Here is a 25093-nt window from a genome sequence, read left to right as displayed (position 1 = left end):
ATATGGCAGGATTAGGGGGTGGATTTTAACAGAATGCACCCTGAGTGAGATTTTCCACGAGGCAGATTTTTTGATGTTGGTGTTTTTTTGCAAATGGCTTTCAAAGTTACCCTTAAGCTGCGTCCACCGTCTGGGCGCGGTGATTGGTCGATTAAGCTGGCATCTTGATCAAAAAAGTACCGGCATCGCTATCGAGAATATTCACCAAAGTGGTCTATGCAAAGACAAGGCAGCTGTTCAGCAACTGGCCAAAGATAGCCGGATAGAAGCTGGTAAATCCCTGATGGAATCGCTGTTTATCTGGGGGGCTCCGCAATCCGGCTTGCTGCCGCTGGTAAAAGCGACGACTGGCTGGCACTTGGTTGAAGCAGCTCAACGTGCGGGCAAAGGCCTGATTTTTCTCACACCACATCTGGGTTGCTTTGAGATCACCTCTATTTATTATGGCAGCCAGCACCCGATCACCGTGCTCTATCGCCCCCCAAAACTGACCTGGCTGGAAGGCCTGCTACAAGAAGGCAGGCAAAAAGGCCAGGTTGCATTGGCGCCCGCCAACGCCGCCGGGGTCAAAAAACTGCTGCAAGCGCTCAAACGTGGGGAAGCTATTGGCATTTTACCTGACCAGATTCCGCGAAATGGTGAAGGCGAATGGGCCGATTTTTTTGGCAAACCGGCTTATACCATGGGGCTGGCCAGCAAACTGGCAGTAAAATCAGGCGCAACTGTCATTATGGCGTTTGGTGAACGCTTGCCCGCTGGCGAAGGCTTTCATATCCATCTGTCCAAGATCGAAGACATACAGACGCCCGCACTGCTGAACCAGGCGATTGAGCGGCAGGTATCCCAATGCCCGGTGCAATACCTGTGGCAATACAACCGTTACAAACAAAGGCGTTATGCCATGCAAAAACTGCAGCCTAAACAGAGCGGAATGGAGGACGAGCACTAACTCGCCCATGCGAAGATGGCGCTAGACCAGGCCCTGAATCCAGCGGCTATACACCTTGTCGGCGACCGCGTGCAAGACGTCGCAATCCTCGCTCACTTTTGCCAGCATGGTTTCTGCAGACTGGACTGCTGGGCTGGCGGCCGACGTGGCAATATCATTTTTCCATTGCTCGGTCCAGACTTTGATCATTTCCGGAGTCATTTCAATATGGCATTGCAAACCGATGTGTTTGCCCATGACATATGCCTGGTTGATGCAATACGGGCTGGATAGCACGTGTGTTGCCCCTTTCGGCACCGAAAACGTTTCGCCATGCCAGTGAAAGCTGTTAAACACTTGCAAGTCACCAAACCAGTCTCGTGCGGCAGGATCGTCTGCCACCTGCACTTGCCCCCAGCCTATTTCTTTGACCGGGTTTTTACTCACCACACCGCCCAACGCCTTGCTGATTAACTGCCCTCCCAGGCAGTGCCCAAGCAAAGGGACATCTTTTTCTACTGCCTGGCGAATCAATTGGAGTAAAGGCGGAATCCAGGGCAGGTCATCGTTGACACTCATGGGGCCGCCCATCAACACAATGCCACTATATGCCTCGACTGAGTCAGGCACGGGCTCGCCTTTATCAATGCGCACCTCGCACCAAGGAATGGCATGCTGCGCTAAAAAAGTGCCCAAATAACCAGCACCCTCGCAGCAAGCGTGCCTGAATACCACCACCTGTTTCATGACATTACCTTCTTATAACTGACTTCCTGATATTGCCCAAGCAAGATTCCGTCCAATGTGTAAGGCCCAATCGCATAACGGATCAGGCGCAGGGTCGGAAAGCCGACGTGCGCGGTCATCCGCCGTACCTGGCGGTTTTTGCCCTCACTGATTTTAATCTCCAGCCAGGTGGTCGGGATCTGTTTGCGCGCCCGAATAGGCGGGTCACGCTGCCATAAATGGTCAGGTTCATCGATGATTCTGACCTGCGCCGGCTGCGTGACAAAATCGCCCAAATCGACGCCGCGCAGCAATGGCATCAAATCTGCTTGTGTAGGAGCGCCTTCCACTTGCGCCCAATAGGTTTTGACCTGTTTGTGCTTGGGATGGCTCAAACGATGTTGTAATGCGCCGTCATCGGTTAGAATAAGCAATCCCTCAGAATCGGTATCTAACCGCCCGGCGGCATAAACGTTGGGAATCGGAATATAGTCCTTGAGCGTCGGGTGTTTTTCATGCGCAGTAAACTGGCATACGACGTTAAAGGGTTTGTTAAACAGTAATAACATGGAAAGTGCTATGTCTAAAATCAAGGTGCCCGCCACTGGCAGCAAAATCACCGTCAATGCTGATAATACCCTAAATGTTCCTGACCAACCTATTATCCCGTTTATCGAGGGCGATGGCATCGGCGTTGACATCACGCCCCCCATGATCAAAGTTGTGGATACTGCGGTTGAAAAAGCCTATGGCGGCAAACGCAAGATTTCATGGATGGAAGTCTATGCCGGTGAAAAATCCACCACGCTGTATGACAAAGACACCTGGTTGTCTGACGAAACCATGGCAGCCCTCAAAGACTATGTGATTTCAATCAAAGGGCCGCTGACGACTCCGGTTGGCGGCGGCATCCGTTCACTCAACGTGACCTTGCGCCAAGAGCTAGACTTGTACGTGTGTCTGCGCCCTATCCAGTATTTCACAGGCGTGCCTAGTCCGGTCAAACACCCTGAAAAAACCGACATGGTGATTTTCCGTGAAAACACTGAAGACATTTATGCTGGCATCGAATGGGCAGCTGGCACGGAGGAAGTGAAAAAAGTCATCAACTTCCTGAGCGACATGGGTGTACGCAAGAAAATCCGCTTCCCTGAAGCCTCTTCCATCGGCATCAAGCCAGTCTCCATCGATGGCAGCAAGCGCCTGATCCGCAAAGCCATTCAATACGCGATTGATAACAACCGCAAATCAGTCACTATCACCCACAAGGGCAACATCATGAAGTTCACCGAAGGTGGCTTCCGTGACTGGGGCTACCAGCTGGCCAAAGAAGAGTTTGGCGCAGAACTGATTGATGGTGGCCCATGGTGCAAACTGCCGAACGGCATCGTCATCAAGGACTGTATCGCCGACGCCTTCCTGCAAGAGATTCTGTTGCATCCTGAAGATTACGATGTTGTCGCTGCACTGAACCTGAACGGTGACTACATGAGTGATGCGCTGGCAGCCCAAGTCGGCGGCATTGGCATTGCCCCAGGCGCGAACTTGAGCGACACCGTTGCCATGTTTGAAGCTACACATGGTACCGCGCCTAAAATCGCCGGTAAAAACCTGGCCAACCCCAGCTCCCTGATCTTGTCAGCCGAAATGATGCTACGCCACATGGGCTGGGTGGAAGCTGCGGACCTGGTGTTGCACGGTGTGGCCAAGGCCATCGCCAGCAAACGCGTGACCGGCGACTTCAGCAGCCAGATGGAAGGCGCGACGCAAGTGGGCACCGCTGAGTTTGGTGACGAGATTATCAAACAGATGGCGTAAGCAGACACGCAAGGCCCAGCATAAAAAAACGGCTCGCTATGGCGAGCCGTTTTGTATTTTTTACCCCTAAAACAAAAATTATGCTTTTTGTATATTGGAGGCCTGCTTCCCTTTTGGACCTTCAGTCACATCAAAGGATACGCGCTGACCTTCTTTCAAGCTTTTGTAACCAGATTCAACGATTGCGGAGAAGTGCGCGAACAAATCGTCACCACCATCATCCGGAGTAATGAATCCAAAGCCCTTAGAGTCGTTAAACCACTTTACGGTACCTGTTGCCATTTTACTTCCTTACTTTTTTACTTAACAGGGAGGCGCCCCCAAAAGTTTGTCTCAAGTACTCCAGTCGCAATAAACAAGCTTTGCTTTACTTAAAGACGGCCACAAAAAACCTGAACCCAAACGCCTTAAGGATTTATAAGTGAGCATAATTTAAAAGTCAAGACTATTTTTGTATCTTTTGAGTTAAGTCAAGAAAACTCCCTAAAATTTGCACAAAAGCTGCATCAGAACGCGTCTTTTCTGCGATTTGAATCCCGCCTGGACCCCATATACTGAGGTAGAAAGTATTGTTATATCAGTCGATTAAACGGCGTATTTAAGGATTTTGGAAACAGACTCAGAACGCTATGGCCACACTGGAAAGCACAAAAAAACTGGGCGGCATGGCCCGCATGCTGGTGCAATCTTCGCTGATGAGTGAAGAAGAAGCGGCCACCCTGCAAGAAAAATGTCAGAGCCAAAAAGCCAGCTTCCTCGCCGCGACGCTGGCACAAAAGAAAATCTCACCCAAAGAAATCGCGCTCTCTGCCTCACAAGCGTTTGGTTTTCCTTTTTTTGACCTGGATGCACTTGAACAGAATCTGCTGCCTGACAAAGGCATTGATATCAAACTGATGCAGTCGCATCGCGTGCTGCTGCTGCAACAAAAGGGCAATGTGGCCTATATTGCCCTGTCTGACCCGACCAATCTGCATGCGCTGGACACCATCCAGTTTCAAATGGGTGCGACCTTGTTCCCGATTGTGGTGGAAGATGACAAATTGGGCAAATGGATAGATAAAATTGTCGAATCCAAAGACACCAGCATGTCTGCACTCAATGCCAGCGGGGATGATTTTGATCTTGGCCTGGAGGAAAGCAGCGAAGAGCCAGAAGCGGATATCATGCAGGAAGTCGATGATGCCCCTGTGGTCAAGTTCCTGCAAAAAATCTTGATGGACGCCATTAATATGGGCGCGTCTGACTTGCACTTTGAGCCTTATGAAAAATTTTACCGTATCCGCTTTCGCGTCGATGGCGTGTTAAGGGATATGTCGCAGCCCCCGCTGGCCATCAAGGAAAAGCTGGCTTCACGCATCAAGGTGATTTCTAATCTGGACATCTCGGAAAAAAGAATTCCGCAGGATGGCCGCATGAAGCTGATCCTGTCGAAAACACGCGCAATTGATTTCCGTGTCAGCACTTTGCCACTGATCCATGGCGAAAAAATTGTCATGCGGATTCTGGATCCCTCCAGTGCCACGCTGGGCATTGAGGCACTGGGCTACGAGGCACCACAACAGGAGGCGCTACTCAAGGCCATTCACCGCCCATACGGTCTGGTACTGGTCACCGGGCCCACCGGTTCGGGTAAAACCGTCTCGCTGTACACCTGCCTGAATTTGCTCAATGACCCAGGCGTCAATATCTCTACCGCAGAAGATCCGGCCGAAATTCCGCTGGCGGGCATTAATCAGGTCAACGTCAATGACAAACAGGGGCTGACCTTCGCTGCAGCCCTTAAATCCTTTTTGCGTCAGGACCCGGACATCATCATGATTGGTGAGATCCGCGACCTGGAAACTGCAGATATGGCCATCAAGGCCGCATCGACCGGGCATATGGTGCTGTCCACCCTGCATACCAACGATGCGCCTACTACCCTCTCCCGTTTGTTAAATATGGGAGTCGCCCCCTTCAATATTGCCTCTGCCGTGACGTTAATTACTGCACAGCGCCTTGCAAGACGGTTGTGCAAGCATTGCAAAGTGCCGCTGAATGTCCCCAAGGAAGCACTATTGAAAGTGGGCTTTACTGAAGCTGATCTGGATGGCAGCTGGCAGTTATACGGTGCCAAACCAGGGGGCTGCGAACATTGTAACAATGGCTACAAGGGACGGGTGGGGATTTATCAGGTGATGCCGATCACCGAGGAAATCGCGCGCATCATCATGTCTCATGGCAACGCCATGGACATTGCCGCGCAGGCCAAACGCGAAGGTGTGAAAGATCTGCGCGAGTCTGGCTTGCTCAAGGTTAAACAGGGACTCACCTCGATTGAGGAAGTCGAAGCAGTCACCAACGAGTAACACGGGTAGGCATTCACTTTTTAAGAAGACATTATGGCGACTGGCAACATCAAACAATCTGTATATTTGTGGGAAGGTAAAGACCGCAAAGGCAAGCTGATCAAGGGCGAGATGCGCGCCAACGGCGAGGCCGTCGTCAATGCGACCTTACGCCGCCAGGGCATCAGTGTCAGCAAAGTGAAAAAGCAGAGCTCGCTGGCGACCAAAGGCAAGGTGTCAGAAAAAGATGTGACGCTGTTCACCCGCCAGCTGGCGACCATGATGAAAGCCGGCGTGCCTTTGCTGCAGGCGTTTGACATTGTCGGCAAGGGCCACCACAACCCTGCAGTCTCCAAACTGTTGGGCGACATCAAGGCCGATGTTGAAACAGGCAGCAGCCTGAGCGCGGCCTTCCGAAAATACCCGCTACATTTTGACCAGTTATTTTGCAATCTGGTGGGCGCTGGCGAGCAGGCCGGGATTCTGGATGCCTTACTGGAACGCCTGGCAACCTACAAGGAAAAAATCCTCGCCATCAAGAGCAAGATCAAATCAGCGCTGGTATACCCGACCTCGATTATCGTGGTGGCGTTTGTCATTACCGCCGTCATCATGATTTTTGTGGTGCCCTCGTTCAAAGAGCTGTTCAGCAGCTTTGGCGCAGACTTGCCTGGCCCGACAGTGGTAGTGATTAACCTGTCAGACTTTTTTGTAAAATGGTGGTGGGCTATTTTTGGTAGTCTGGGTGGCGGCCTGTGGTTCTTTTTCTATACCTGGAAACGCTCGGCAAAACTACAGGCGACCATGGATCGGCTAATGCTACGCCTGCCGATTTTTGGTGAACTCATCCGCAAAGCCACCATTGCCCGCTTTGCGCGTACGCTCTCCACCATGTTCGCCGCGGGCGTGCCGCTGGTAGAAGCGCTGGACTCTGTGGCAGGGGCTTCGGGCAATCAAGTGTATTTTGATGCTACCAAAAAGATTCAAAGCGAGGTCAGTACCGGGACCAGTCTCACCGTGGCCATGCAAAACACCAATGTCTTCCCGAATATGGTGATCCAGATGACCGCGATTGGTGAAGAGTCTGGCTCATTGGACAGCATGCTGACCAAAGTGGCCGACTTTTATGAGGGCGAAGTCGATGATGCGGTCGCGGCAATTTCCAGTCTGATGGAACCGGTGATCATGGTGGTGCTCGGCGTGCTGATTGGCGGGCTGGTGGTGGCCATGTACATGCCCATCTTCAAAATGGGTAAAGTGGTCAGTGGTGGCGGCTAGGCAAATACACGCGCCTGCGTGATAAAACAACCGGGTAAAAAACAAGGGGCTTTACGCCCCTTGTTTGTTTTTAACGCAAATGAATATACACCGTGCTTACATGGCTTTTTTGCTAGCAGCCTGCAAGGACTTTTCAATCTCATCATAAGGCTGCGCACCCAGCATGCGTTTACCGTTTTCAAAGAACATGGTCGGCGTGCTGTTGACCCCGACTTTATGCGCCAGTTCGCCGACTTTTTCCAGCGGCACATCGCACTTGGCAGTAGTGGTCGGCAGCTTGTTGTTCATGATCCAGTCTTGCCAGGCTTTTACACGGTTGCTGGCACACCAGATGCTACGCGATTTGTTGGCCGCATCCGGGTGCAGCTGTTCAATCGGATACAAAAAGGTGTAAATGGTGACATCGTTAATGTTGGTGAGCTCTTTTTGCTCAAGACGCTTGCAGAATGGGCAATCCACATCCGAGAACACCACCAGCTTGCGACTGCCATTGCCTTTGACCACCTTGATGGCCTGATCCAGAGGCAGCGTATTAAAATCAATTTTAGTGAGCTCATCCATACGCTCACCGGTCAGGTCTTTTTTGGTTTTCGGATCTACCAGGCGGCCTTCAGCTATCAAAAAACTGAATTTATCATCGGTATAGATGATCTGGCCACCCATGTACACTTCGTACAATCCGGCGTAAGGGGTTTTGGTCACGCTATCCACCTTGAATTTTGGATAGGCACTCTCTATCTGTTTCTTCAGACTGGCTTCATCTGCCACGCTGCCCATAGACCACAGCAGACAGAGGGCCCCCAAGGCCTTGATGACAGCCGTTGCGTTGTATTTTTTCATACCAACTCTTTCTCGAACGTGCACCGGGCGCTACGCTTGCGTCGCGGTGCGAATTAAAAAACGTTTCAGCATAGCACTGTTTTCAACGCCGCGTAAGCCAAGCAAGGCGGCATGCGTCCACAGTGCCTGTGGACGCGCAAACAGAAAATCCAGTCCTCGCGTCAGGGCATGCATGCTTCGGATATCGCGTTGACGGCCACGCATGACATGCCGCAGCACGTTAACATCCCCCAAGGGCTTAATGCCCGGCAAGCGTGCGACTTCCGCACATAAGGCTTGCACATCTTCGAAGCCCAAATTGACCCCCTGCCCGGCCATAGGATGCACCTGGTGTGCGGCATCACCGAGCAACAGGATATTGGGCAACGCCATGGTTTCAGCTGTATTCTGCCTGAGGGGAAACGCCACCACAGCACCATTAGGCGTCAGTGGGCCCAAGACCTGACCACAGCGGTGTTCAACTGCGACTGCCAGCTCACCGGCAGACAGCGCCTGCATGCGGGCGGCCTCGGCGTGGGGTAAGGCCCAGACCAATGACACCTGCTGCTCAGGCATCGGCAGCAAGGCCAGCGTTTCATGGGCACCAAACCACTGCCTTGCCACGTGTTGATGCGCTTGTGTGGCAACATAATTGGTGACCAGCGCCGTCTGCGCAAAGTCCACTTGCTCCACGCCGACGCCACACTGCGAGCGCACCCATGAACTCGCGCCGTCTGCGCCTATCAATAATTGTGCTTCTATCGTTTGCTGCGGCAATGCTACACGGATTTGATGACCAAATTGTTGCAAGGATTGCGCCGGTGCGTCGGTGATGACCGTTACGTCGGCGTCTGCCAACACAGTCCAGCACGCCTGCATCAAGGCCTGACTCTCGACAATGCAGCCCATTTGGGCCAGATGCGCTTCCTTGGCTGTCAGGCTCAGGCTGGGCAGGACATGATGCTGCGTCGGTGACCATAAATGCATGGCGTTGACCGGGTTCACGCGCTGCGCAGGCACATGCTGCCAGACGCCAATCTCAGCTAACCAGTCCATGGTTTGATTGGTCAGCGCATAGATCCGGCTGTCCCAGTCTAACTGATCGTCGGCCCAGCCTGCTGGCAGCTCAAACGGTGGCTTGGCATCCGTCAGGACCACCTGCTTGCCCAGACGGGACAAGGCGATGGCAGCGGTCAGCCCCACCAACCCAGCACCGACAATCACTACATCTGTCTGCATCAAGTGCTTTTCAGCGTCCATAACTCATTTTTTCCACCAGAAAACGCCGGGCCATCGGTAACATGCTGAGCATCCCCAGCCCCGCACCACGCAACACGCCCACCCCGATCAAATCATTTGAAAATACATTGACCAGAAAATCGGTAAACTGCAAGCCACGCCCGGTATCACGCTGTCTGGACGCCTGGTAGGCGAGCAAGCGGTGGTCAGCGCCCCACTCATGCGATGTCGTAGACGCCACATTCTCGGCCAGCGCCACCGCATCACGGATGCCGACATTAAAGCCCTGACCGGCGACCGGATGCATGGTTTGCGCCGCATTGCCGATGACCACGCAATGCGCCGCAAACGTCTGTTCCAGTTTGCTTAATTTAAGCGGGAACCTGAAGCGTTTTCCGGCATGCAGAAAGCGGCCGACGCGGTCACCAAAGGCGGCATGCAGGGCGTGCAAAAAGGCGGCATCATCAAGCGCAGCAATCTCGTCGATATACGCCTGCTCGCCCGTCCACACCAGTGAAAACTGGTCGCCATTCGGTAGCAGCGCCATCGGGCCACGTGGCGTAAAGCGCTCGTAGGCAATCTGCCGGTGTGGCAGTTCAGTTTGCACCAGGCCTACCAGTGCATCATGCCCATAATGCTTGGTGTCGCGCTGCAAGCCCGGAATAGCCTCCAGACTCCGGCCGCCATCGGCCACCACCGCTAACGGCGTAGACAGTGAGTACCGTTGCCCATCGGCTGCCGTATATACAATATCGGCGGCACTGGCATGCACCTGTAAGTCCGTCACCGGAGCTTCGTAATACAGCTTAATGCCAGTGGTCAATTGCGCCAGGCGCGCATCCAGCGCCCGCATCAACACGCCATAAGACACCACATAGCCCAGCGCCGGTAGCTGATGCTCTTGTGCTTTGAGCACGGTGCGGCCCAAACCTTTTTGCTGTGACACATGAATGGTTTCAATGGCAGTGACCGCATCGGCCAACATGGACCATACTTGCAATTGCTCCAACACCTGGCGCGTGCCAAAAGACAAGGCCAGGGCACGGCCATCGCCATACATGGCGCCTGGCGCCTGCGCTTCAAGCACGGTGACCGGCACACCAGCCTGCTGCAAAGACAAGGCCAGCACCAACCCGACCGGGCCACCGCCAATCACGACAGGATGTTCAATCAATTGCATGCTGCATCCATTTGTATGACAAAAATACACTCAAAAAATACATTTTTTAAAAGAGTCTTTTAGACCTAGCCGAAATCCGTTGCAAAAGATCAGCGTTGCGCCATCAGCGCTTCGATATCCGCGACGGTTTTGACCGCAGCGGCCGTCAACACTTCATGTCCGTGCTCGGTGACCAGCACATCATCTTCGATACGGATACCGATATTCCAGAAATGCGGCGGCACATTGTCTGCAGGACGCACATAGCACCCTGGCTCTACGGTCAACACATGACCAGGCTGTAACATAACCCATGCACCGTCGGCTGTTTTGTACTCGCCGGCATCGTGCACATCCAGGCCCAGCCAGTGCCCGGTGCGGTGCATGTAAAACTGGCGGTAGCTACCAGTTTCGAGCACCGCGTCGCGGCTGCCCTGACACAAGCCATAGTGAATGAAGCCATCCACCAACACTTCGAGCGCAGCTTCATGCGGCGCATTCCAGTGCTGCTGCGTATTCACTTTACCCAAGGCGGCTGCCTGGGCTGCCAGCACTAATTCATACAAGTCCTTTTGTGGGCCACTGAAGCGGCCATTGACCGGGAAGGTGCGCGTGATGTCCGAGGCGTAACCATCCAGTTCACAGCCCGCATCAATCAACAGCAAATCCCCGTCTTTGAGCTGGGCATTGTTAAAGTTGTAATGCAGGGTGCAGGCATTGGCGCCACCGGCCACAATGCTGGTATAAGCAGGCGCTTGCGCACCATGGCGATAAAACGTGTGTAAAAACTCCGCTTCGACCTCATACTCCCATTGCCCGGGACGGGTGTGCTGCATGGCACGGTTATGCGCGGTGGCCGCAATCTGCGCTGAACGGCGCATGACGTCCATCTCCTCGGACGATTTAAGCAGACGCATGGCATCCAGCGCTTGACGCACATCAAGCAGTTGGGCGGGTGCTTGCATGCCAGAGCGGGTTTGTGCTTTGACCGCATTCAACCAAGCAGTGACTTTGCTGTCCCAGGCGCTGTCTGCGCCCAGGCTGAAATGTAAGGCAGGCTGATTCGCCATCAGTTTGGGTAGTTCGGTGTCCAGCTGCGTGATCGAGTAAGCCTCATCAAAGCCAAACACTGTTTTGGCAGCTTCAGGGCCATAGCGAAAACCATCCCAGATTTCGCGATCCAGGTCTTTGTCACGGCAAAACAAAATACTTTTGGGCTGAGGTCCGGCCATCAGCACCAACACCGCTTCCGGCTCTTTAAAGCCAGTCAGGTAATAAAAATAGCTGTCAAAGCGATAGGGATAGTGACTGTCGCGGTTGCGTGTCACTTCGGGCGCGGTAGGAATGATCGCAATACCGGCCTGCATGTGGTTGATCAACTGCTGGCGGCGGCGAGAAAACTCTTGCATGGAAACACTCAAAGCAAATCCTGGATGGTTGGGCATTGTAGCGTATTTGGTCGGCGATTGCTGGATTGGTTCCCCCCTGCCTGCCAGGCACCCACAATCAAAATCCCATCATCTCATACAGTGGTGATCGCCTGACCGATTGCTCAGCTTGTTCTATGGTGCCATCTTGTTGCCATTGTTGCAGTTGACGTGCCAGGATGGGTCGCACCTGGGCGGCATGCATGCCGGGCTTGATGGCGGGTAAATACAGCATTTTGAGCAACAAGGCATCTAGACCTGTCAGCAAGGCCTCGGGCGTTTTATCGTTAAAAACCGAAGGAAACACGCGCTCGGAATCATTGGGCAAGCCCATGGCCTGGGTGATTTCTTCGACGATGCACGAGACCAGTGACCGGTGCGCTTGCGCATGATCCACGGGAATCACCACCCAGGCTCGCTTGAGCGCCTGCCCGGCATCGGTGGTAGACCCAAACATACAGACCGCATCGTCAGGCGGCTGCATGTTTGGATTGCCACTCACCGCTCTCAAATCCTGCTGCCATTGTGCCGCCTCGCTAAAAATCACAATCATATTGGCGTCAGCCGTACTGCTGGCAAAACCCACAGCATGCCCGGTAATTTGCGCCAGATGCTGAAGGTGGTAGCGCGTCAGTGTTGTATGCTTTTCCTGTTCGTCGGCATGGTGAACCAACCATACCTTGACCGGCTTTAACCACTTGCGAACCCCAAACTCCCCTGGCCGGTATTCGTTGTGTAATGCGACTTCAGCAAAGGCAAGCTGCAGGTACGCCGGCGACTGCCAAGCCTCTTCGGCTTTGCTGGCCTGCACAGACAATAGCGCAATCAGCAAAACAATCCCTTTAAATATCGTCATGCCTGTGCGTTTCGCGTAAGGGGTTGAGTAATGGCGACAAACCATTGTGGTCGATCTCCTGCATCAATTGCAGCAACCGCCCCAACTCACCGCGTGGAAAGCCTTCTCGGGCAAACCAGTTTAAATAGTGGCCGGGCAAATCGGCAATCAAGCGTCCCTGATACTTGCCATAAGGCATTTTGACGCTGACCAGTTGTAATAAATCTTCGTTTTTCATGGGGCTACTTAATGCGGGATCAACTTGGAATCATCGTGGCTATTCTACTAAAAAACTGTCGGCCCTCGCAGGCAAAGGGCCTGGCCTCAAGAATTCTGTGCAGCTGCCGATATGTTATCCAGTATGCCCTAATCAAAAATAAAGATTACCTAGTGTTGAACTGAACATCGCGGAAAACCATGATGCAATACGAAGTCACCAAAGAAAAAAGTGCAGAGCACCTGCGGCAAGCCATCCACCATATGTCGATGCAGGATGCCGCCTTTCATCCAGTCAGCTATGCAGTCTGGTATGAATACTCGTCCGGCGAACATGCGCGCCTGATTGATGAGGTCAACGCACTGATTGAAAAAGAAAAAAAACTCAATGAAAAAAGCACGGCCCATGTCTTTAACAAGCATATTGCCGGCATTGATACCGATCATGCGAAAAAACTGGTAGAACGTTTCAGCCAAGTCGTCACCGAAATGCGCAGCTCGACCGAAAAAACCGGGCTGCAAACAAGCGAATACACTAAAACCCTGGATGCCTGGTCTAACGAGATCCAGCAGCAGGAACCGCAACTGGCTTTGCAACTGGACTCATTGCTGTCAGAAACGCTGATGATGACCAATAGCCTCAACCATTTGCAAGGCAAATTGAGCTCAAGCCTGGAAGAGGTGGACGCGCTCAAAAACGAAATGATCAAGGCCAGACAAGAAGCCTTGCAAGACGGGTTGACTGGCCTCATGAACCGCAAAGGCTTTGACGTGGCGCTGCACGATTGCCTGCAACAGCACATCGTCGATACCAGCCTGATTATTGCGGATATTGATTACTTCAAAAAGGTGAATGACAGCTATGGCCACTTGTTTGGCGACAAAGTGATCCAGGCAGTTGCCAGCATTTTTAAAACCGTTGCCGGCAACAGCTACACGGCGGCGCGCTATGGCGGTGAAGAGTTTGTGTTGCTGCTACCGAATACGCAGCTGGAAACCGCGCGTGAAATCGCCGAGCAAATCCGGCATAAAGTTGCAGCGATCAATATCAAAAACACCATCACGCAGCATATGATTTCCAACATCACCATCTCATTGGGCGTGGCCGCCTACCAGCCTGGCGAACAGCCAGAGGACCTGTTCAGCCGTGCCGATCAGGCCCTGTATACGGCAAAAGCCAATGGCCGCAACCGTGTCACCCTGTCCAGCGAAGCCCTTGTTGCTGCCTGAGCCGTGCCGCTGAGGACCTCAGCGGCCAATTACAACAAATCCCGTTTTTGCTGGGGAATATCCTCATAAGGATAGCGGGCATGGCCAAAACGCATCACCAAGACCGAAACGGCCAGAATCAGAATCGCGGCAGACACTGCCAGCATATGCGTCTCTGTCATTTCTTTCATATCCAGCAACAAATACCGCGCCAGGGCCACCATGGCAATATAAATCGGGTAGCGCATCGGCAATTTGCCAGAGCCAAAATAACTGTTGATCATGGAAAAGACTTCCAGATACAGGAACAGCTGCAACAAATCGCCCAGGCCGACCATGCCGGCGTTCCACATACGCGACAGTTCATGCGCCAGTGAAAAGAAGGTGGCCAGTGTCACCAGCCCCAACCCTAAACGTTCTATCCACATCAAGGCCTGATGCGCCAGCTTGTCTGTTTTATGCTCGTACGGTGGTTTCATGATGCTCCCTTTTTGCTGCTTGTTATGATCTGCTTAACCATTCATCCAGTTGTTTTAATCGTTCTGGCGTCCCAATGTCATGCCAGACCCCCGCATGGTGCTGCCCGCTGACTTGTTGCTGCCGCATGGCGGCTTTTAATAACGGCGCCAGTTTGGCTGGCTGCCCGCGCGTCACCGTTACAAACAAGTCTGGATGATAAACCCCCACACCTGAGAACGTCAGCTTATGGCTGGCGTCTTCTTGCAGCAGGCCATTGACCAGGCCAAAATCTCCGGCCGGATGTTGTGGCGGATTATCCACCATGACCAGATGCGCCAGTTTACCGGCGGGGAGCGCCAGGCGTGCATAGTCAATATCGGTATAGACATCGCCATTCACCACCAGAAATGGTTGCGTCCCTAATAGCGGCAAGGCATAGGCAATCCCCCCCGCAGTTTCCAGCGCCGTACTTTCTGCACTGTAACTGATATTCACCTGCCAGCGGTCACCATCGCCCAGCGCGGCTTCAATCTGCGCCCCCAGATGCGCATGATTAATGACAATCTCAGTCACGCCCGCTTGTGCCAGGCGCTCAATATGCCAGACGATCAAGGGCTTGCCGCCCACTGCCAGCAAGGGTTTGGGCGTGTGGTCGGTCAGCGGCCGCATGCGCTCACCGCGACCAGCGGCCAGAATCATGGCGCGCATCTTCATGCCGCCTCTAGCGTCTTCAGCAACTTAAAGAAAGGACGCAACTCGACATAGCGCTCGCAAGCGGCTTGCAGATATTGCATCACCAGCGGCATATCCTTGAGGTAGCCCGCCTTGCCATCCCGATGATACAGCCGCGCAAAAATCCCCAGCACCTTGATATGCCGCTGAACGCCCATCCATTCAAAATCACGATAAAACTCACCAAAATCAGTATTCACGGGCAATCCCGCCTGCTTGGCAGACTGCCAATAACGGACCACCCAATCCATCATGATTTCTTCATCCCAGTGGATATAGGCATCCTTGAACAGCGAAACCAGGTCATAAGTAATCGCCCCGATCACGGCATCCTGAAAATCAAGCACGCCGGGATTATGCTCGGCGGTAACCATCAAGTTGCGCGAGTGATAGTCTCTATGCACGGTCACTTGTGGCTGCTGCAAAATATTGTCGACCAGCAAGGCAAATGTCTTGTCCATCACCGCTTGCTGCTCCGGAGTGAGCGTTTTGCCCAAATGCTTGCCCACATACCATTCCGGGAACAACTGTAACTCACGCATGAGCAACGCACTGTCATAAGGCGGCAAAGCGGCGGGCTGGGTCGCCAGTTGCATCTTGATCAAGGCCTGGCATGCATCACCATAAAAGGCTTTGGCATTACCGGCATTGAGCTGCGACAAATAGGTGTCATTGCCCAGATCACTGAGCAGCAAAAACCCTTGTTCCAGGTCTTGCGCGAGAATCTTGGGCACATTCAACCCCGCGGCCAGTAACTGCTCGGCCACGCGGACAAAAGGACGGCAATCCTCCTGGGGCGGTGGCGCATCCATGGCAATCAGGGTTTCTGCGGCCAGATGTACGCGGAAATAGCGACGGAAACTGGCATCGGCGGAAGCCGTGCTGAGCGTAAAGGGTTGCTGAAGTACGTCTGTCAGCCATTGCTGAAGGTGCTGTGTTCTATCCACAAAATATCCCGAATCTTGAATAGGCCTGTCTGGTGGCCGCTGCGATGAAAATGCGGCAGCCATTTTAAGGGAAAAATGACTTTTTAAGCGTTTTCATGAATAATATAGCGCAATTGAAACAAGGCATCGGGCTAACATCCCAAAATTCGCCGTAATAATTACGCTGCCAACGGCAGGCCTGACCGAAACGATCACTCTTTGAATAACTTGCACGTTCACTCATCTACTTTTCAGGAGCGCGGGATCCGCCTGATTCTGGCATTGCTGGCCATAGGCACACTCTCGCCTGAGCACTTGCGCGCTGAGGAAGAGGCTGCCCCTGAAAAAATTCAGCTGGCAGAGGCGGTCACCTTGCCAGGTGCGATTGAGATTGAAGGCGACACCCTGCAACTGCGTATGGACCGTCAAATGCGTGCGACGGGCAACGCTGTGATGCGCAAAGACGGGCAACAGGTCACGGGCGATGATATTCGCTACGATATCCAGAACGATGAATTGCAAGTCGAAGGCAATGCGGTGATTACCGCCGGTCAAACCAAAATCACCGGCCCGATGTTGCGCATGCGCCTGAGCGAAAACATCGGTGAAATGCGTGATGTATCCATTGAGTTCAAAAGTAGCCCGCCACCGCCCAACGATGAGGACGGTAGTCCCTTGCTGAATGATCAGGCAATTTTGCTCAGTGACCCGAAAAGATATCTGGAAGACAATCAGTCTTACAGCACCCAGGCCAGCACCAAAAGCAACGCATTTGACAACATTCGCGCCACCGCCAAACAGGTGCTGTTTGAAGGCCAGAACATCAAACGCCTGAAAGGCGCTAGCTATACCTCTTGTGCAGCGGATGTGGATGACTGGTATATCAAAACGAATAGCCTGGAACTGAACGATTACTCCAGAACCGGCGTGGCAACCAATGCCTATGTCGAATTCAAAGGGGTGCCTATCCTCTACACGCCCTGGATGAGCTTTTCGTATAACAACCAACGTAAAAGCGGCTTTCTGGCACCCTTGTGGGGCACGACCTCGCGGAGCGGTTTTCAGCTTTTAACGCCTTACTATATCAATATCAGCCCGGATATGGATGCCACGGTATCCACCAACTACTTCAGCAAGCGCGGCCTACAACTGCAAGGAGAGTTCCGCTATCTGGGCGAAACCTATTCCGGCATCAACAACCTGGAGTATCTGGATAAAGACAACATGACGGGGCAAACCCGTTACTACGCCAAGCTCACGCATTTACAAAGCTTTGGCAGTCACTGGTCTGGCGGCTACAGCTTTGAAAAGGTTTCTGATGATACTTACTTTTCAGACCTGGCGACCCGGATTCAGGTCACTTCTCGCGTGAACTTGCAACAAGCCGTGTTTGCCAATTACAACAGTGAGCACGTCACCTTTAACGGCATCCTTCAGCGCTACCAAAACCTGGATAACGTGTCCTTTGTTTATCAGCGATTACCTCAGCTTACGTTAACCTACAACGATGATTTCAAAGGTTTCCATGTTCAGACAGGGGCGCAATACGTTAACTTTCAAACCATGGATGGCATGGTAGACAAGCCTAGCGGCAGTCGCATGAGTGTCTACCCTTCGATTTCATACCCGATGAAAAACTCTTACGCTTATGTGACGCCAAAAATTGGTGTGCAAAGTACGCAATACAGTTTGAGCAACAATATACCAGTAGGATATTCTCAGGAATACAATCAGTTGAATCGTACGCTGCCTATCATGAGCGTGGATTCTGGTCTGTATTTTGACCGTCAGACCAGCTTGTTTGATACCACGTATACGCATACGCTGGAACCACGGGCATACTATGTGTATATCCCTTATAAAGACCAGAGCAAGCTTCCGATTTTTGACACCTCGCTCAACACCTTGAACCAGAACTCGATTTTTTATGAAAATCAGTTCAGTGGCGATGACCGTGTCAATAATGCCAACCAGATGACACTGGCCCTCACCAGCCGTCTGATTGACAGTGAAACCGGCATTGAGCGCCTGAGTGGCACGCTGGCGCAGCGCTATTATTTTGAAGACCAGAAAGTCACACTACCCAATACCACCACCAGTATCAGTAAATCCTCGGACATTCTGGCTGGCTTCACGGCAAGGCTCTCCAGTCGCTTGAATCTGGATACTTTCTGGCAATACGATACAGAAAGAAGCAATATGCAGCGCAACAATTACTTGCTGCGCTATAACCCTGAACCAGGCAAATCGTTTACCTTCGGCTACCGTTACACGGCTAACACGCTGGAGCAAATCGATACTTCAGCGCAATGGCCACTAGGCTCCGGTTGGTACGGCATCAGCCGATTGAACTACTCTATCCGTGACGCCAATGCAGTACAGTTTTTGGGCGGACTTGAGTATGATGCGGGCTGCTGGCAGGCACGTGCTGTCATGCAACGTGTGCAAACAGCGACGGCCAATGCGAACTACGGCATGTTTTTTCAACTCGAACTCGGTGGGCTGACCTCTATTGGTGCCAACCCGCTGAATGTGATCAAGCGCAATATCCCAACTTATATGCGCACTTATGATATCCCGGCAATTTACAGAGACCAGAACGCGCAATGATGAAACATATACTGAATTTAATCCTCACGTTGAGTACCGCTTTGCTCATCACAGCACAGTCTGCAACCTTATTCGCGGCAGAAAAAAAACCGATTGAAAAAATGGACCGCATTATTGCCGTGGTCGATCAATCCGTAATTACCGAGCGTGAAATGCTGAACCGTATGGAATATGTGAAAGCACAAATGCTCAAAAAAGGCGCTGACCTGCCGCCCGATGAAGCGTTGCAGAAACAGATTTTGGAGCGGCTGATTGTCGATAGCTTGCAATTGCAACTCGCAGCGCAAACTGGCATCAAGGTGGATGATGCGCAGTTGGACAAAACCATAGACCGGATTGCCGAACAAAACAACCTCACCTTGCCTGCGTTTAAAAAAGCGCTCGAAGAAGATGGCACCAACTTTTACAAATTCCGTGAAGATATCCGCAATGACATCATCATCGCCCGTCTGCGCGAGCGCGATGTTGATAACAAAGTAAATATTTCTGAAGCGGAAATTGATAACTACTTGACGACACAGGAAAAAGAAGGCGAACTGGATGAATTTAACATCTCGCAGATTTTGATTCGCCTGCCCGAAGACAGCGGCCCAGACGACATTCAAAAAGCCAAAGCACGTACCGAACAAATCATGAAAGCGCTGGCGGACGGCATGAGTTTTGAAAAAGCCTCGGCCAACTTTTCGGATGCACCAAATGCGCTGGACGGCGGCGGCCTGGGCTGGCGCAGTGGTCAGCAGATGCCTGCCCAGTTTCTTGAACTGGTTAAAACCATGCAGCCCGGCGGTATCTCTCGCCCAATCCGCAGTGCAAGCGGTGTGCATATCCTAAAGCTCAATGAAAGACGTGCGGGCGCCAGTACGCTGATTGTTGACCAGACCCATGTCCGCCATATTCTGCTCAAACCGAACGAGGTGTTGTCGGACAAGGAAGCAAGACAGAAAATAGAAGGCATTAAAGAGCGTATAGACCACGGTACACCATTCCAGGACATGGCACGCCAGTATTCGGACGATGGCAGCGCCTCCAACGGTGGCGATTTAGGTTGGATCAGCCCGGGTGACACCGTGCCGGTATTTGAAAAAACCATGGCAGAATTGGCCATCAACGAAGTCAGCGCCCCTGTCCGTAGCCAGTTTGGCTGGCATTTGATCCAGGTGCTGGAGCGCCGTAAACAGGACATGTCCAAAGAATCCAAACGCTTGAAAGCGCGTCAGGAAATCCGTGCACGCAAGGCTGAAGAAGCTTACAACGACTGGGTTCATGAGTTGCGCGACAAGGCGTTTGTCGAAATGCGGCTGGAAGACAAGTTTTAAGTGCAGCGCACTGAAACCGGCGCATCTGCACCATCCATGAACGCTTTGCCCAAAATTGCCATTACGTCTGGCGAGCCTGCAGGCATCGGCCTGGATGTTTGCGTCAAGCTGGCGCATACCGCCCTGCCAGCAGAGATTGTGGTACTGGCTGATCCGCAAGCTTTACAGGCACGCGCTGCGCAACTGGGCATGCCACTCACCATACACACGGACGTCCGGCCACGTCACTCCCACGCAGGCGATGGCACGCTGACCGTGCTGCCCATCCCAACGGCCGCCCCCGTCGTAGCAGGCAAACTGGATCCCCGGAATGGCCGCACCGTACTAGAGATGCTGGACCGCGCGCTGGCAGGTTGCCAGACCGGGGAATTTGATGCCATGGTGACCGCCCCCGTGCACAAAGGCATCATCAACCAAGCCGGCATTGCATTTACTGGCCACACCGAATATCTGGCAGAAAAAACAGGCACTGCACAAGTAGTGATGATGCTGGTGGGGGGAGGCATGCGCGTGGCTCTGGCGACCACCCATTTACCACTGACCCAAGTCAGCGCCGCCATTACGCAAGCCTCGCTCACCACCACGCTGCGTATTTTGCACCATGATCTGGTACACACCTTCGGCATCCCGCAACCACGCATCTATGTCGCCGGACTGAACCCGCATGCAGGGGAAGATGGCTATCTGGGCATGGAAGAAATCGACACGATTAACCCGGTGCTGACACAGTTGCGCGCAGAGGGCATGCAACTGGTAGGCGCCCTGCCCGCAGATACCATGTTTTCGCAGAAAAACCTGGCCCATGCCGATGCGTTTCTGGCCATGTACCATGATCAGGGCCTGGCCGTGCTCAAACATGCCAGTTTTGGCCAAGGTGTCAATGTGACGCTGGGCTTGCCCATTATCCGCACCTCGGTCGATCACGGCACGGCGCTGGATATTGCGGGCAGCGGTCAAGCCGATATCGGCAGCATGCTGAGCGCCATCCAGCTCGCCATTGCACTTTCGCATACCCGCAAGACTCACCACAAATGAAACATATCGCCAAGAAAAAGTTTGGTCAGAACTTCCTGATTGACCAGAGCATTATCCAGAACCTGATCAATGCCATTCATCCGCAAGCGGAGGATCTGATGGTGGAAATCGGCCCGGGGCTGGGCGCCATGACACAGCCTTTGCTCAAACAGCTGAACCACTTGCACGTCGTCGAAATCGACCGTGACATCATTCAATGGATGCAAGGCTTTTATCCGGCGCAAAAAATGACCATCCACAATTCGGATGTGCTCAAGTTTGACTTCGGCACCCTGGGTGAACGCATCCGCGTCGTCGGCAACCTGCCCTATAACATCTCCAGCCCCATCCTGTTCAAGCTGCTCGAAAACACGGCGCAAATCATAGACATGCACTTTATGCTGCAAAAAGAGGTGGTCGAGCGTATGGTCGCCGCCCCCTCCAACGCTGAATATGGCCGCCTGTCGGTCATGCTGCAATACCGTTTGCAGATGGAATATCTGGTCACCGTGCCGCCCGAAGCCTTTGATCCGGCACCGAAAGTCGAGTCTGCCTTTGTCCGCTGCGTGCCTTACGCCAGCCTGCCTTTCCCGGCGACGGACGAAGCCCTGTTTGCCAAAGTGGTCACCGCCGCGTTTGGCCAGCGCCGCAAAACCTTGCGCAACACACTGAAAGGACTGCTGGATGATGCAGGCTTCAGCGCGTTGAATATCGATTCGCAGTTACGCGCCGAAAATCTCAGCGTGGCCGAGTTTGTGGCGATCAGCAATTATCTGGCAAGCCAAAATCAATCATAAAACCATTCATATCAACAAGTTAATAACAAAATAGTCACTTAGCAGAGGCTAGCCAATTTGCGATTGTGTGCAGCCTTAAGCTGATTTTAAATCTGCTTTAAAACAGAGCCTGATATAATTCTGTTTTTTTATTCTTACCCATTTTTGGAGCATGTTATGCGTTTGATTCTGCTGGGCGCCCCTGGTGCCGGTAAAGGGACACAAGCTACCTTTATCAAAGAAAAATTCAATATTCCGCAAATTTCCACCGGCGATATGTTGCGCGCAGCAGTCAAGGCAGGCACCCAATTAGGTCTTGAAGCCAAAAAATTCATGGATGCAGGCGGCCTGGTACCAGACGAAGTCATTATCGGCCTGGTTAAGGAACGCATTAAAGATGCCGACTGCGCCAATGGTTTCCTGTTTGACGGCTTTCCGCGCACCATTCCGCAAGCCGAAGCCATGAAACAGGCCGGCGTAGGCATTGACTACGTGGTTGAGATTGATGTGCCGGACGCTGCCATCGTTGAGCGCATGAGTGGCCGCCGCAGCCACCCGGCTTCAGGTCGTACCTACCATGTCAAATTCAACCCACCAAAAGTGGAAGGCAAAGATGATGTCACCGGCGAAGACCTGGTACAACGCGATGATGACAAGGAAGAAGTGGTATTAAAGCGTCTGGAGGTTTACCACAACCAGACCGAGCAACTGATCGGCTACTATTCTGATTGGGCCAAATCCGGCGTCAGTGGTGCGCCGCAATACGTCAAGGTCAATGGCCTGGGTGAATTGAATACCATTAAAGAAGAAATCTTTGTAGCATTGAAATAATTTCTTCAAATCAAAAAGCCCGCAAGTTGCGGGCTTTTTTTATGGACGTTACGATTAGAAATCGTAACGTATGCCACCAAACACCTGACGCTGGCGTCCTGCCACCATACCATCGACACGGCTAGCAAGATATTCGCGATCACCCAGATTATAAGCGCTAGCAAAATAAGTCATGCGACTCCCAACCGGTCTGTAATTCACAGTCGCGTTAATGAGCGCGTAAGATGGAATATCACCTGTCACCCCTCGCAATACATTCGCACTATTACGGCCGGCTCTGAAGGACACATCCTCTTCCTGACGGCTCACATAATCCACCCCGATACGTGCATCAAGACCAACCGGATGCTCGTAACCAAAGCTTAAAGAAGCAAGATGCCGAGGGGCATATGGCAAGCGATCACCGTCTACAATATTAGCTGCTGCATTGGTTTTTTTAAATTTAGCAGTGAACAAGTTAGTGTAAGAGCCTGCGATGTAGAAGTTGTGCGAAGTGTTGTAAATCTGCCCAAAATTAATTCGACCACCAAACTCAATACCATTCTGTTCAGACTGACCACCATTAATGAATGTGCCCTGTACAGGCCCAGCGACGACAATATCATCAAAGACCGTGTGGAATAAGGTACTCTCAAATGTAACGCCTTTAAAGAAACTCGATCTTAAACCTAACTCCCAATTAATACTCTCCTCTGGCTTGGTTTTACTCACAACGGCTGTATTCGCACCATTTTCAGCAAAAAGGTCACGGTCAGGACGTGGTGGTGCAAAACCTTTGTGCACACCCGCAAATAAAGTTGTTTTCTCAAAGCCATTCCAGGTCAAACCCAATCCTGGCAATAACTTAGTTTGATTATTCGTTAACTTGGACTCAGGGTTATTTTGGGGGTTACCATCTGCACGCATCACATCCGTTTTAATCCGGATATCCTCTAGTCTCAAACCGGGCGTAAATGTCCAGTCTCCAACATAGAAGGTATTCTGTGCGTAATAGGACTTTGCTTCTACTTCAATTTTAATATCTTCTCGTGGCAAGGTCGTTTGGGCAAAACCCAGATGTTGGAAACGGGCGTCATCACCACGATATTGTTTACGATCGATGTCTTCCTTATGATATCTGAAGCCCAATACTGCATTACTTTCGATCCCGAATAGGCTGTGTTGAATATCCAGACGTGGCTCAATCCCCCAATATTCAAACTCACGTGGCCGCCAACGCCCGCCGCATTGATCAGCTAACGCCAGATTAGGGTTACCATTACCGCCAATGCCTGCTGGACATCTTTCCAGTTGGGATCGACCCGCATTTTCACCTGGGTTGTTGATTTGCCTGAATGATGCCCGTTCAGATTTTGCATAATACGCTTGCGTACTCAATTTCACCTGCTCATTGACCTGAAACAGGTGCTGCAATTGAAAGGTAGTCCGCTCATGCTGAAACACATCATTCTTGCCAGTAGGTGCCTGATACTTATCTTCGTTATACTCCACAAGGCCCAAACCGGTTTCTGATACATGCGAGTCCTCGCGGAAATAACTGGCTTTAGCAATCAACGTATGTCTGTCCGACAAGTTTAACTGTCCTTTCGCCGTATACTCCTGAATCTCAAAGTCATGATGCTTGCGGATGCCATCGCCTTTTTTATGTAGGGCATCTATCATCAGTCCACCACGCTCATCACCAGCGCCTATCGTGCCGTAAAGACTGCTAAAGTCATGGTTACCCAACGTCGCCTGTACATTTCCATGCACTTGACCATCCGTTGGCACAGGCCGAGTCACGAAGTTGATCATGCCGCCCACGGTCTGTGGTCCATAAAGAATCTGGCCGGACCCCTTTACAACTTCAATACGCTGTACACGCTCAAGCGGTGTGGTGTAATGTGCTGCCGGATCCCCATAAGGCGCCAGAAAGATAGGCATCCCATCTTCCATTAACAAGGTACGTGAAGTCCGGCGAGGGTTTAATCCCCGAATCCCGATATTCACGCCCAAACCAAATGTATTCTCCCCCACGACATTCACACCAGGCACATTGTTCAACGCTTCCTGAATTGAGAATGGGCGGCGCTCCATCAGTGCTTTTTCATCAATTAAATCGTATGACCCCGGCACGGAGTCCAGGCGGTCTGGCAAAATGCCACGGACTTCGAGTTTATCCAGCGCCACCGACTTGCTCCCTTGAGACTGGTCTTCTGCCAGCCCCTGTAGCGCATAGGCGTGTAATGAAAATGCCGTCGCAACGACAATCAGTTTTTTTCTTGGTTTTTGCATGTGTGTAACCCCAAAAATGACAACAGAGTGTGTCAAGGCTGCAAACAGCATGCCAACATATCGCGATAATTATTAACCATATGATTATTATAAAAATAATCTATTTTATTGCTATATATTAATGATAAATCAATTTAATCACTGGTCCAAAAAAACCAATCCGATTCAGAA

General features: G+C 52.0%; 23 protein-coding genes. 10 read left to right on the top strand and 13 right to left on the bottom strand.

What is annotated here, in order from left to right; all coding sequences use genetic code 11:
- The first annotated feature begins 73 nt into the window (after positions 1 to 73).
- A complete protein-coding gene (locus ACT53G_RS01390; protein WP_476168490.1) occupies positions 74 to 949 on the top strand; it encodes a lysophospholipid acyltransferase family protein in 876 nt (291 codons plus the stop codon).
- Between the two features lie 21 nt (positions 950 to 970).
- Here ACT53G_RS01390 and ACT53G_RS01385 read toward each other — a convergent pair whose 3' ends face one another.
- On the bottom strand, positions 971 to 1675 hold the full coding sequence (locus tag ACT53G_RS01385) for a type 1 glutamine amidotransferase (protein WP_476168489.1): 705 nt from the start codon (positions 1673 to 1675) through the stop codon (positions 971 to 973).
- A complete protein-coding gene (locus ACT53G_RS01380) occupies positions 1672 to 2223 on the bottom strand; it encodes a pseudouridine synthase (RefSeq protein WP_194747155.1) in 552 nt (183 codons plus the stop codon). Before ACT53G_RS01380 ends, ACT53G_RS01385 begins: the two co-directional genes overlap by 4 nt.
- 10 nt (positions 2224 to 2233) lie before the next feature.
- Here ACT53G_RS01380 and icd point away from each other — a divergent pair, with 10 nt between their 5' ends.
- Positions 2234 to 3472 carry an NADP-dependent isocitrate dehydrogenase gene (gene icd, locus ACT53G_RS01375; RefSeq protein WP_445241985.1) on the top strand — a complete coding sequence of 413 codons (1239 nt, stop codon included), beginning with the start codon at positions 2234 to 2236 and terminating at the stop codon, positions 3470 to 3472.
- 78 nt (positions 3473 to 3550) lie between these two features.
- On the opposite strand, the gene ACT53G_RS01370 is transcribed toward icd, so the two are convergent.
- The gene (locus ACT53G_RS01370; protein WP_013441419.1) at positions 3551 to 3754 is read right to left on the bottom strand and encodes a cold-shock protein; all 204 of its coding nucleotides are present in this window, start codon (positions 3752 to 3754) and stop codon (positions 3551 to 3553) included.
- 347 nt (positions 3755 to 4101) lie between these two features.
- Here ACT53G_RS01370 and pilB point away from each other — a divergent pair, with 347 nt between their 5' ends.
- The gene (pilB, locus tag ACT53G_RS01365) at positions 4102 to 5823 is read left to right on the top strand and encodes a type IV-A pilus assembly ATPase PilB (protein WP_313983824.1); all 1722 of its coding nucleotides are present in this window, start codon (positions 4102 to 4104) and stop codon (positions 5821 to 5823) included.
- Positions 5824 to 5856: 33 nt separating this feature from the next.
- Complete coding sequence (locus ACT53G_RS01360) at positions 5857 to 7080, top strand: type II secretion system F family protein (RefSeq protein ID WP_275356951.1); 1224 nt, start codon at positions 5857 to 5859, stop codon at positions 7078 to 7080.
- A gap of 96 nt (positions 7081 to 7176) precedes the next feature.
- Here ACT53G_RS01360 and ACT53G_RS01355 read toward each other — a convergent pair whose 3' ends face one another.
- The 6 genes from ACT53G_RS01355 to ACT53G_RS01330 form a co-directional block, all read right to left on the bottom strand.
- Entirely contained in the window at positions 7177 to 7857 is a 681-nt protein-coding gene (locus ACT53G_RS01355) for a DsbC family protein (protein WP_379077697.1), read from the bottom strand.
- 93 nt (positions 7858 to 7950) lie between these two features.
- The gene (locus ACT53G_RS01350; RefSeq protein ID WP_194747160.1) at positions 7951 to 9159 is read right to left on the bottom strand and encodes an FAD-dependent monooxygenase; all 1209 of its coding nucleotides are present in this window, start codon (positions 9157 to 9159) and stop codon (positions 7951 to 7953) included.
- Positions 9149 to 10318 (bottom strand): FAD-dependent monooxygenase, encoded by a 1170-nt coding sequence (locus ACT53G_RS01345; RefSeq protein ID WP_194747161.1) that lies wholly within the window; start codon positions 10316 to 10318, stop codon positions 9149 to 9151. The genes ACT53G_RS01350 and ACT53G_RS01345 overlap by 11 nt, the downstream gene beginning before the upstream one ends.
- Before the next feature lie 89 nt (positions 10319 to 10407).
- On the bottom strand, positions 10408 to 11706 hold the full coding sequence (gene pepP, locus ACT53G_RS01340) for a Xaa-Pro aminopeptidase (RefSeq protein ID WP_476168488.1): 1299 nt from the start codon (positions 11704 to 11706) through the stop codon (positions 10408 to 10410).
- Between the two features lie 97 nt (positions 11707 to 11803).
- Positions 11804 to 12580 (bottom strand): DUF2927 domain-containing protein, encoded by a 777-nt coding sequence (locus tag ACT53G_RS01335; RefSeq protein ID WP_476168487.1) that lies wholly within the window; start codon positions 12578 to 12580, stop codon positions 11804 to 11806.
- A complete protein-coding gene (locus ACT53G_RS01330; protein ID WP_194747164.1) occupies positions 12567 to 12797 on the bottom strand; it encodes a DUF3820 family protein in 231 nt (76 codons plus the stop codon). The genes ACT53G_RS01335 and ACT53G_RS01330 overlap by 14 nt, the downstream gene beginning before the upstream one ends.
- A gap of 179 nt (positions 12798 to 12976) precedes the next feature.
- On the opposite strand from ACT53G_RS01330, the gene ACT53G_RS01325 reads away from it, so the two are divergent.
- Positions 12977 to 14005 (top strand): diguanylate cyclase domain-containing protein, encoded by a 1029-nt coding sequence (locus tag ACT53G_RS01325; protein ID WP_476168486.1) that lies wholly within the window; start codon positions 12977 to 12979, stop codon positions 14003 to 14005.
- Between the two features lie 29 nt (positions 14006 to 14034).
- Here ACT53G_RS01325 and ACT53G_RS01320 read toward each other — a convergent pair whose 3' ends face one another.
- From ACT53G_RS01320 to ACT53G_RS01310, 3 genes are read right to left on the bottom strand one after another with little or no spacing between them, the layout of a single operon-like run.
- Positions 14035 to 14463 (bottom strand): phosphate-starvation-inducible protein PsiE, encoded by a 429-nt coding sequence (locus ACT53G_RS01320; RefSeq protein ID WP_194747166.1) that lies wholly within the window; start codon positions 14461 to 14463, stop codon positions 14035 to 14037.
- Between the two features lie 22 nt (positions 14464 to 14485).
- On the bottom strand, positions 14486 to 15151 hold the full coding sequence (gene murU / locus ACT53G_RS01315; protein WP_476168762.1) for an N-acetylmuramate alpha-1-phosphate uridylyltransferase MurU: 666 nt from the start codon (positions 15149 to 15151) through the stop codon (positions 14486 to 14488).
- A 2-nt stretch (positions 15152 to 15153) separates the two neighbouring features.
- Entirely contained in the window at positions 15154 to 16122 is a 969-nt protein-coding gene (locus ACT53G_RS01310) for an aminoglycoside phosphotransferase family protein (protein WP_275356960.1), read from the bottom strand.
- Positions 16123 to 16320: 198 nt separating this feature from the next.
- Between ACT53G_RS01310 and ACT53G_RS01305 the strand changes: the two genes are divergently transcribed.
- From ACT53G_RS01305 to adk, 5 genes are all read left to right on the top strand, one after another.
- Positions 16321 to 18711 carry an LPS-assembly protein LptD gene (locus ACT53G_RS01305; protein WP_476168485.1) on the top strand — a complete coding sequence of 797 codons (2391 nt, stop codon included), beginning with the start codon at positions 16321 to 16323 and terminating at the stop codon, positions 18709 to 18711.
- Positions 18711 to 20027 carry a peptidylprolyl isomerase gene (locus tag ACT53G_RS01300; protein ID WP_409934462.1) on the top strand — a complete coding sequence of 439 codons (1317 nt, stop codon included), beginning with the start codon at positions 18711 to 18713 and terminating at the stop codon, positions 20025 to 20027. Before ACT53G_RS01305 ends, ACT53G_RS01300 begins: the two co-directional genes overlap by 1 nt.
- 36 nt (positions 20028 to 20063) lie before the next feature.
- Positions 20064 to 21062, top strand: a complete 999-nt coding sequence (pdxA, locus tag ACT53G_RS01295) for a 4-hydroxythreonine-4-phosphate dehydrogenase PdxA (RefSeq protein WP_476168484.1) — start codon at positions 20064 to 20066, stop codon at positions 21060 to 21062.
- Positions 21059 to 21838 (top strand): 16S rRNA (adenine(1518)-N(6)/adenine(1519)-N(6))-dimethyltransferase RsmA, encoded by a 780-nt coding sequence (rsmA, locus tag ACT53G_RS01290; RefSeq protein ID WP_476168483.1) that lies wholly within the window; start codon positions 21059 to 21061, stop codon positions 21836 to 21838. Before pdxA ends, rsmA begins: the two co-directional genes overlap by 4 nt.
- A gap of 156 nt (positions 21839 to 21994) precedes the next feature.
- Positions 21995 to 22648 carry an adenylate kinase gene (adk, locus tag ACT53G_RS01285; protein WP_194747172.1) on the top strand — a complete coding sequence of 218 codons (654 nt, stop codon included), beginning with the start codon at positions 21995 to 21997 and terminating at the stop codon, positions 22646 to 22648.
- Between the two features lie 54 nt (positions 22649 to 22702).
- On the opposite strand, the gene ACT53G_RS01280 is transcribed toward adk, so the two are convergent.
- Complete coding sequence (locus ACT53G_RS01280; RefSeq protein ID WP_476168482.1) at positions 22703 to 24922, bottom strand: TonB-dependent receptor family protein; 2220 nt, start codon at positions 24920 to 24922, stop codon at positions 22703 to 22705.
- Between the last annotated feature and the right edge of the window lie 171 nt (positions 24923 to 25093).

Source organism: Methylophilus sp. DMC18 (assembly GCF_056314005.1).
The sequence above is the reverse complement of the archived record's forward strand: the minus strand, read 5'-3'. Positions and strand labels throughout refer to the sequence as shown.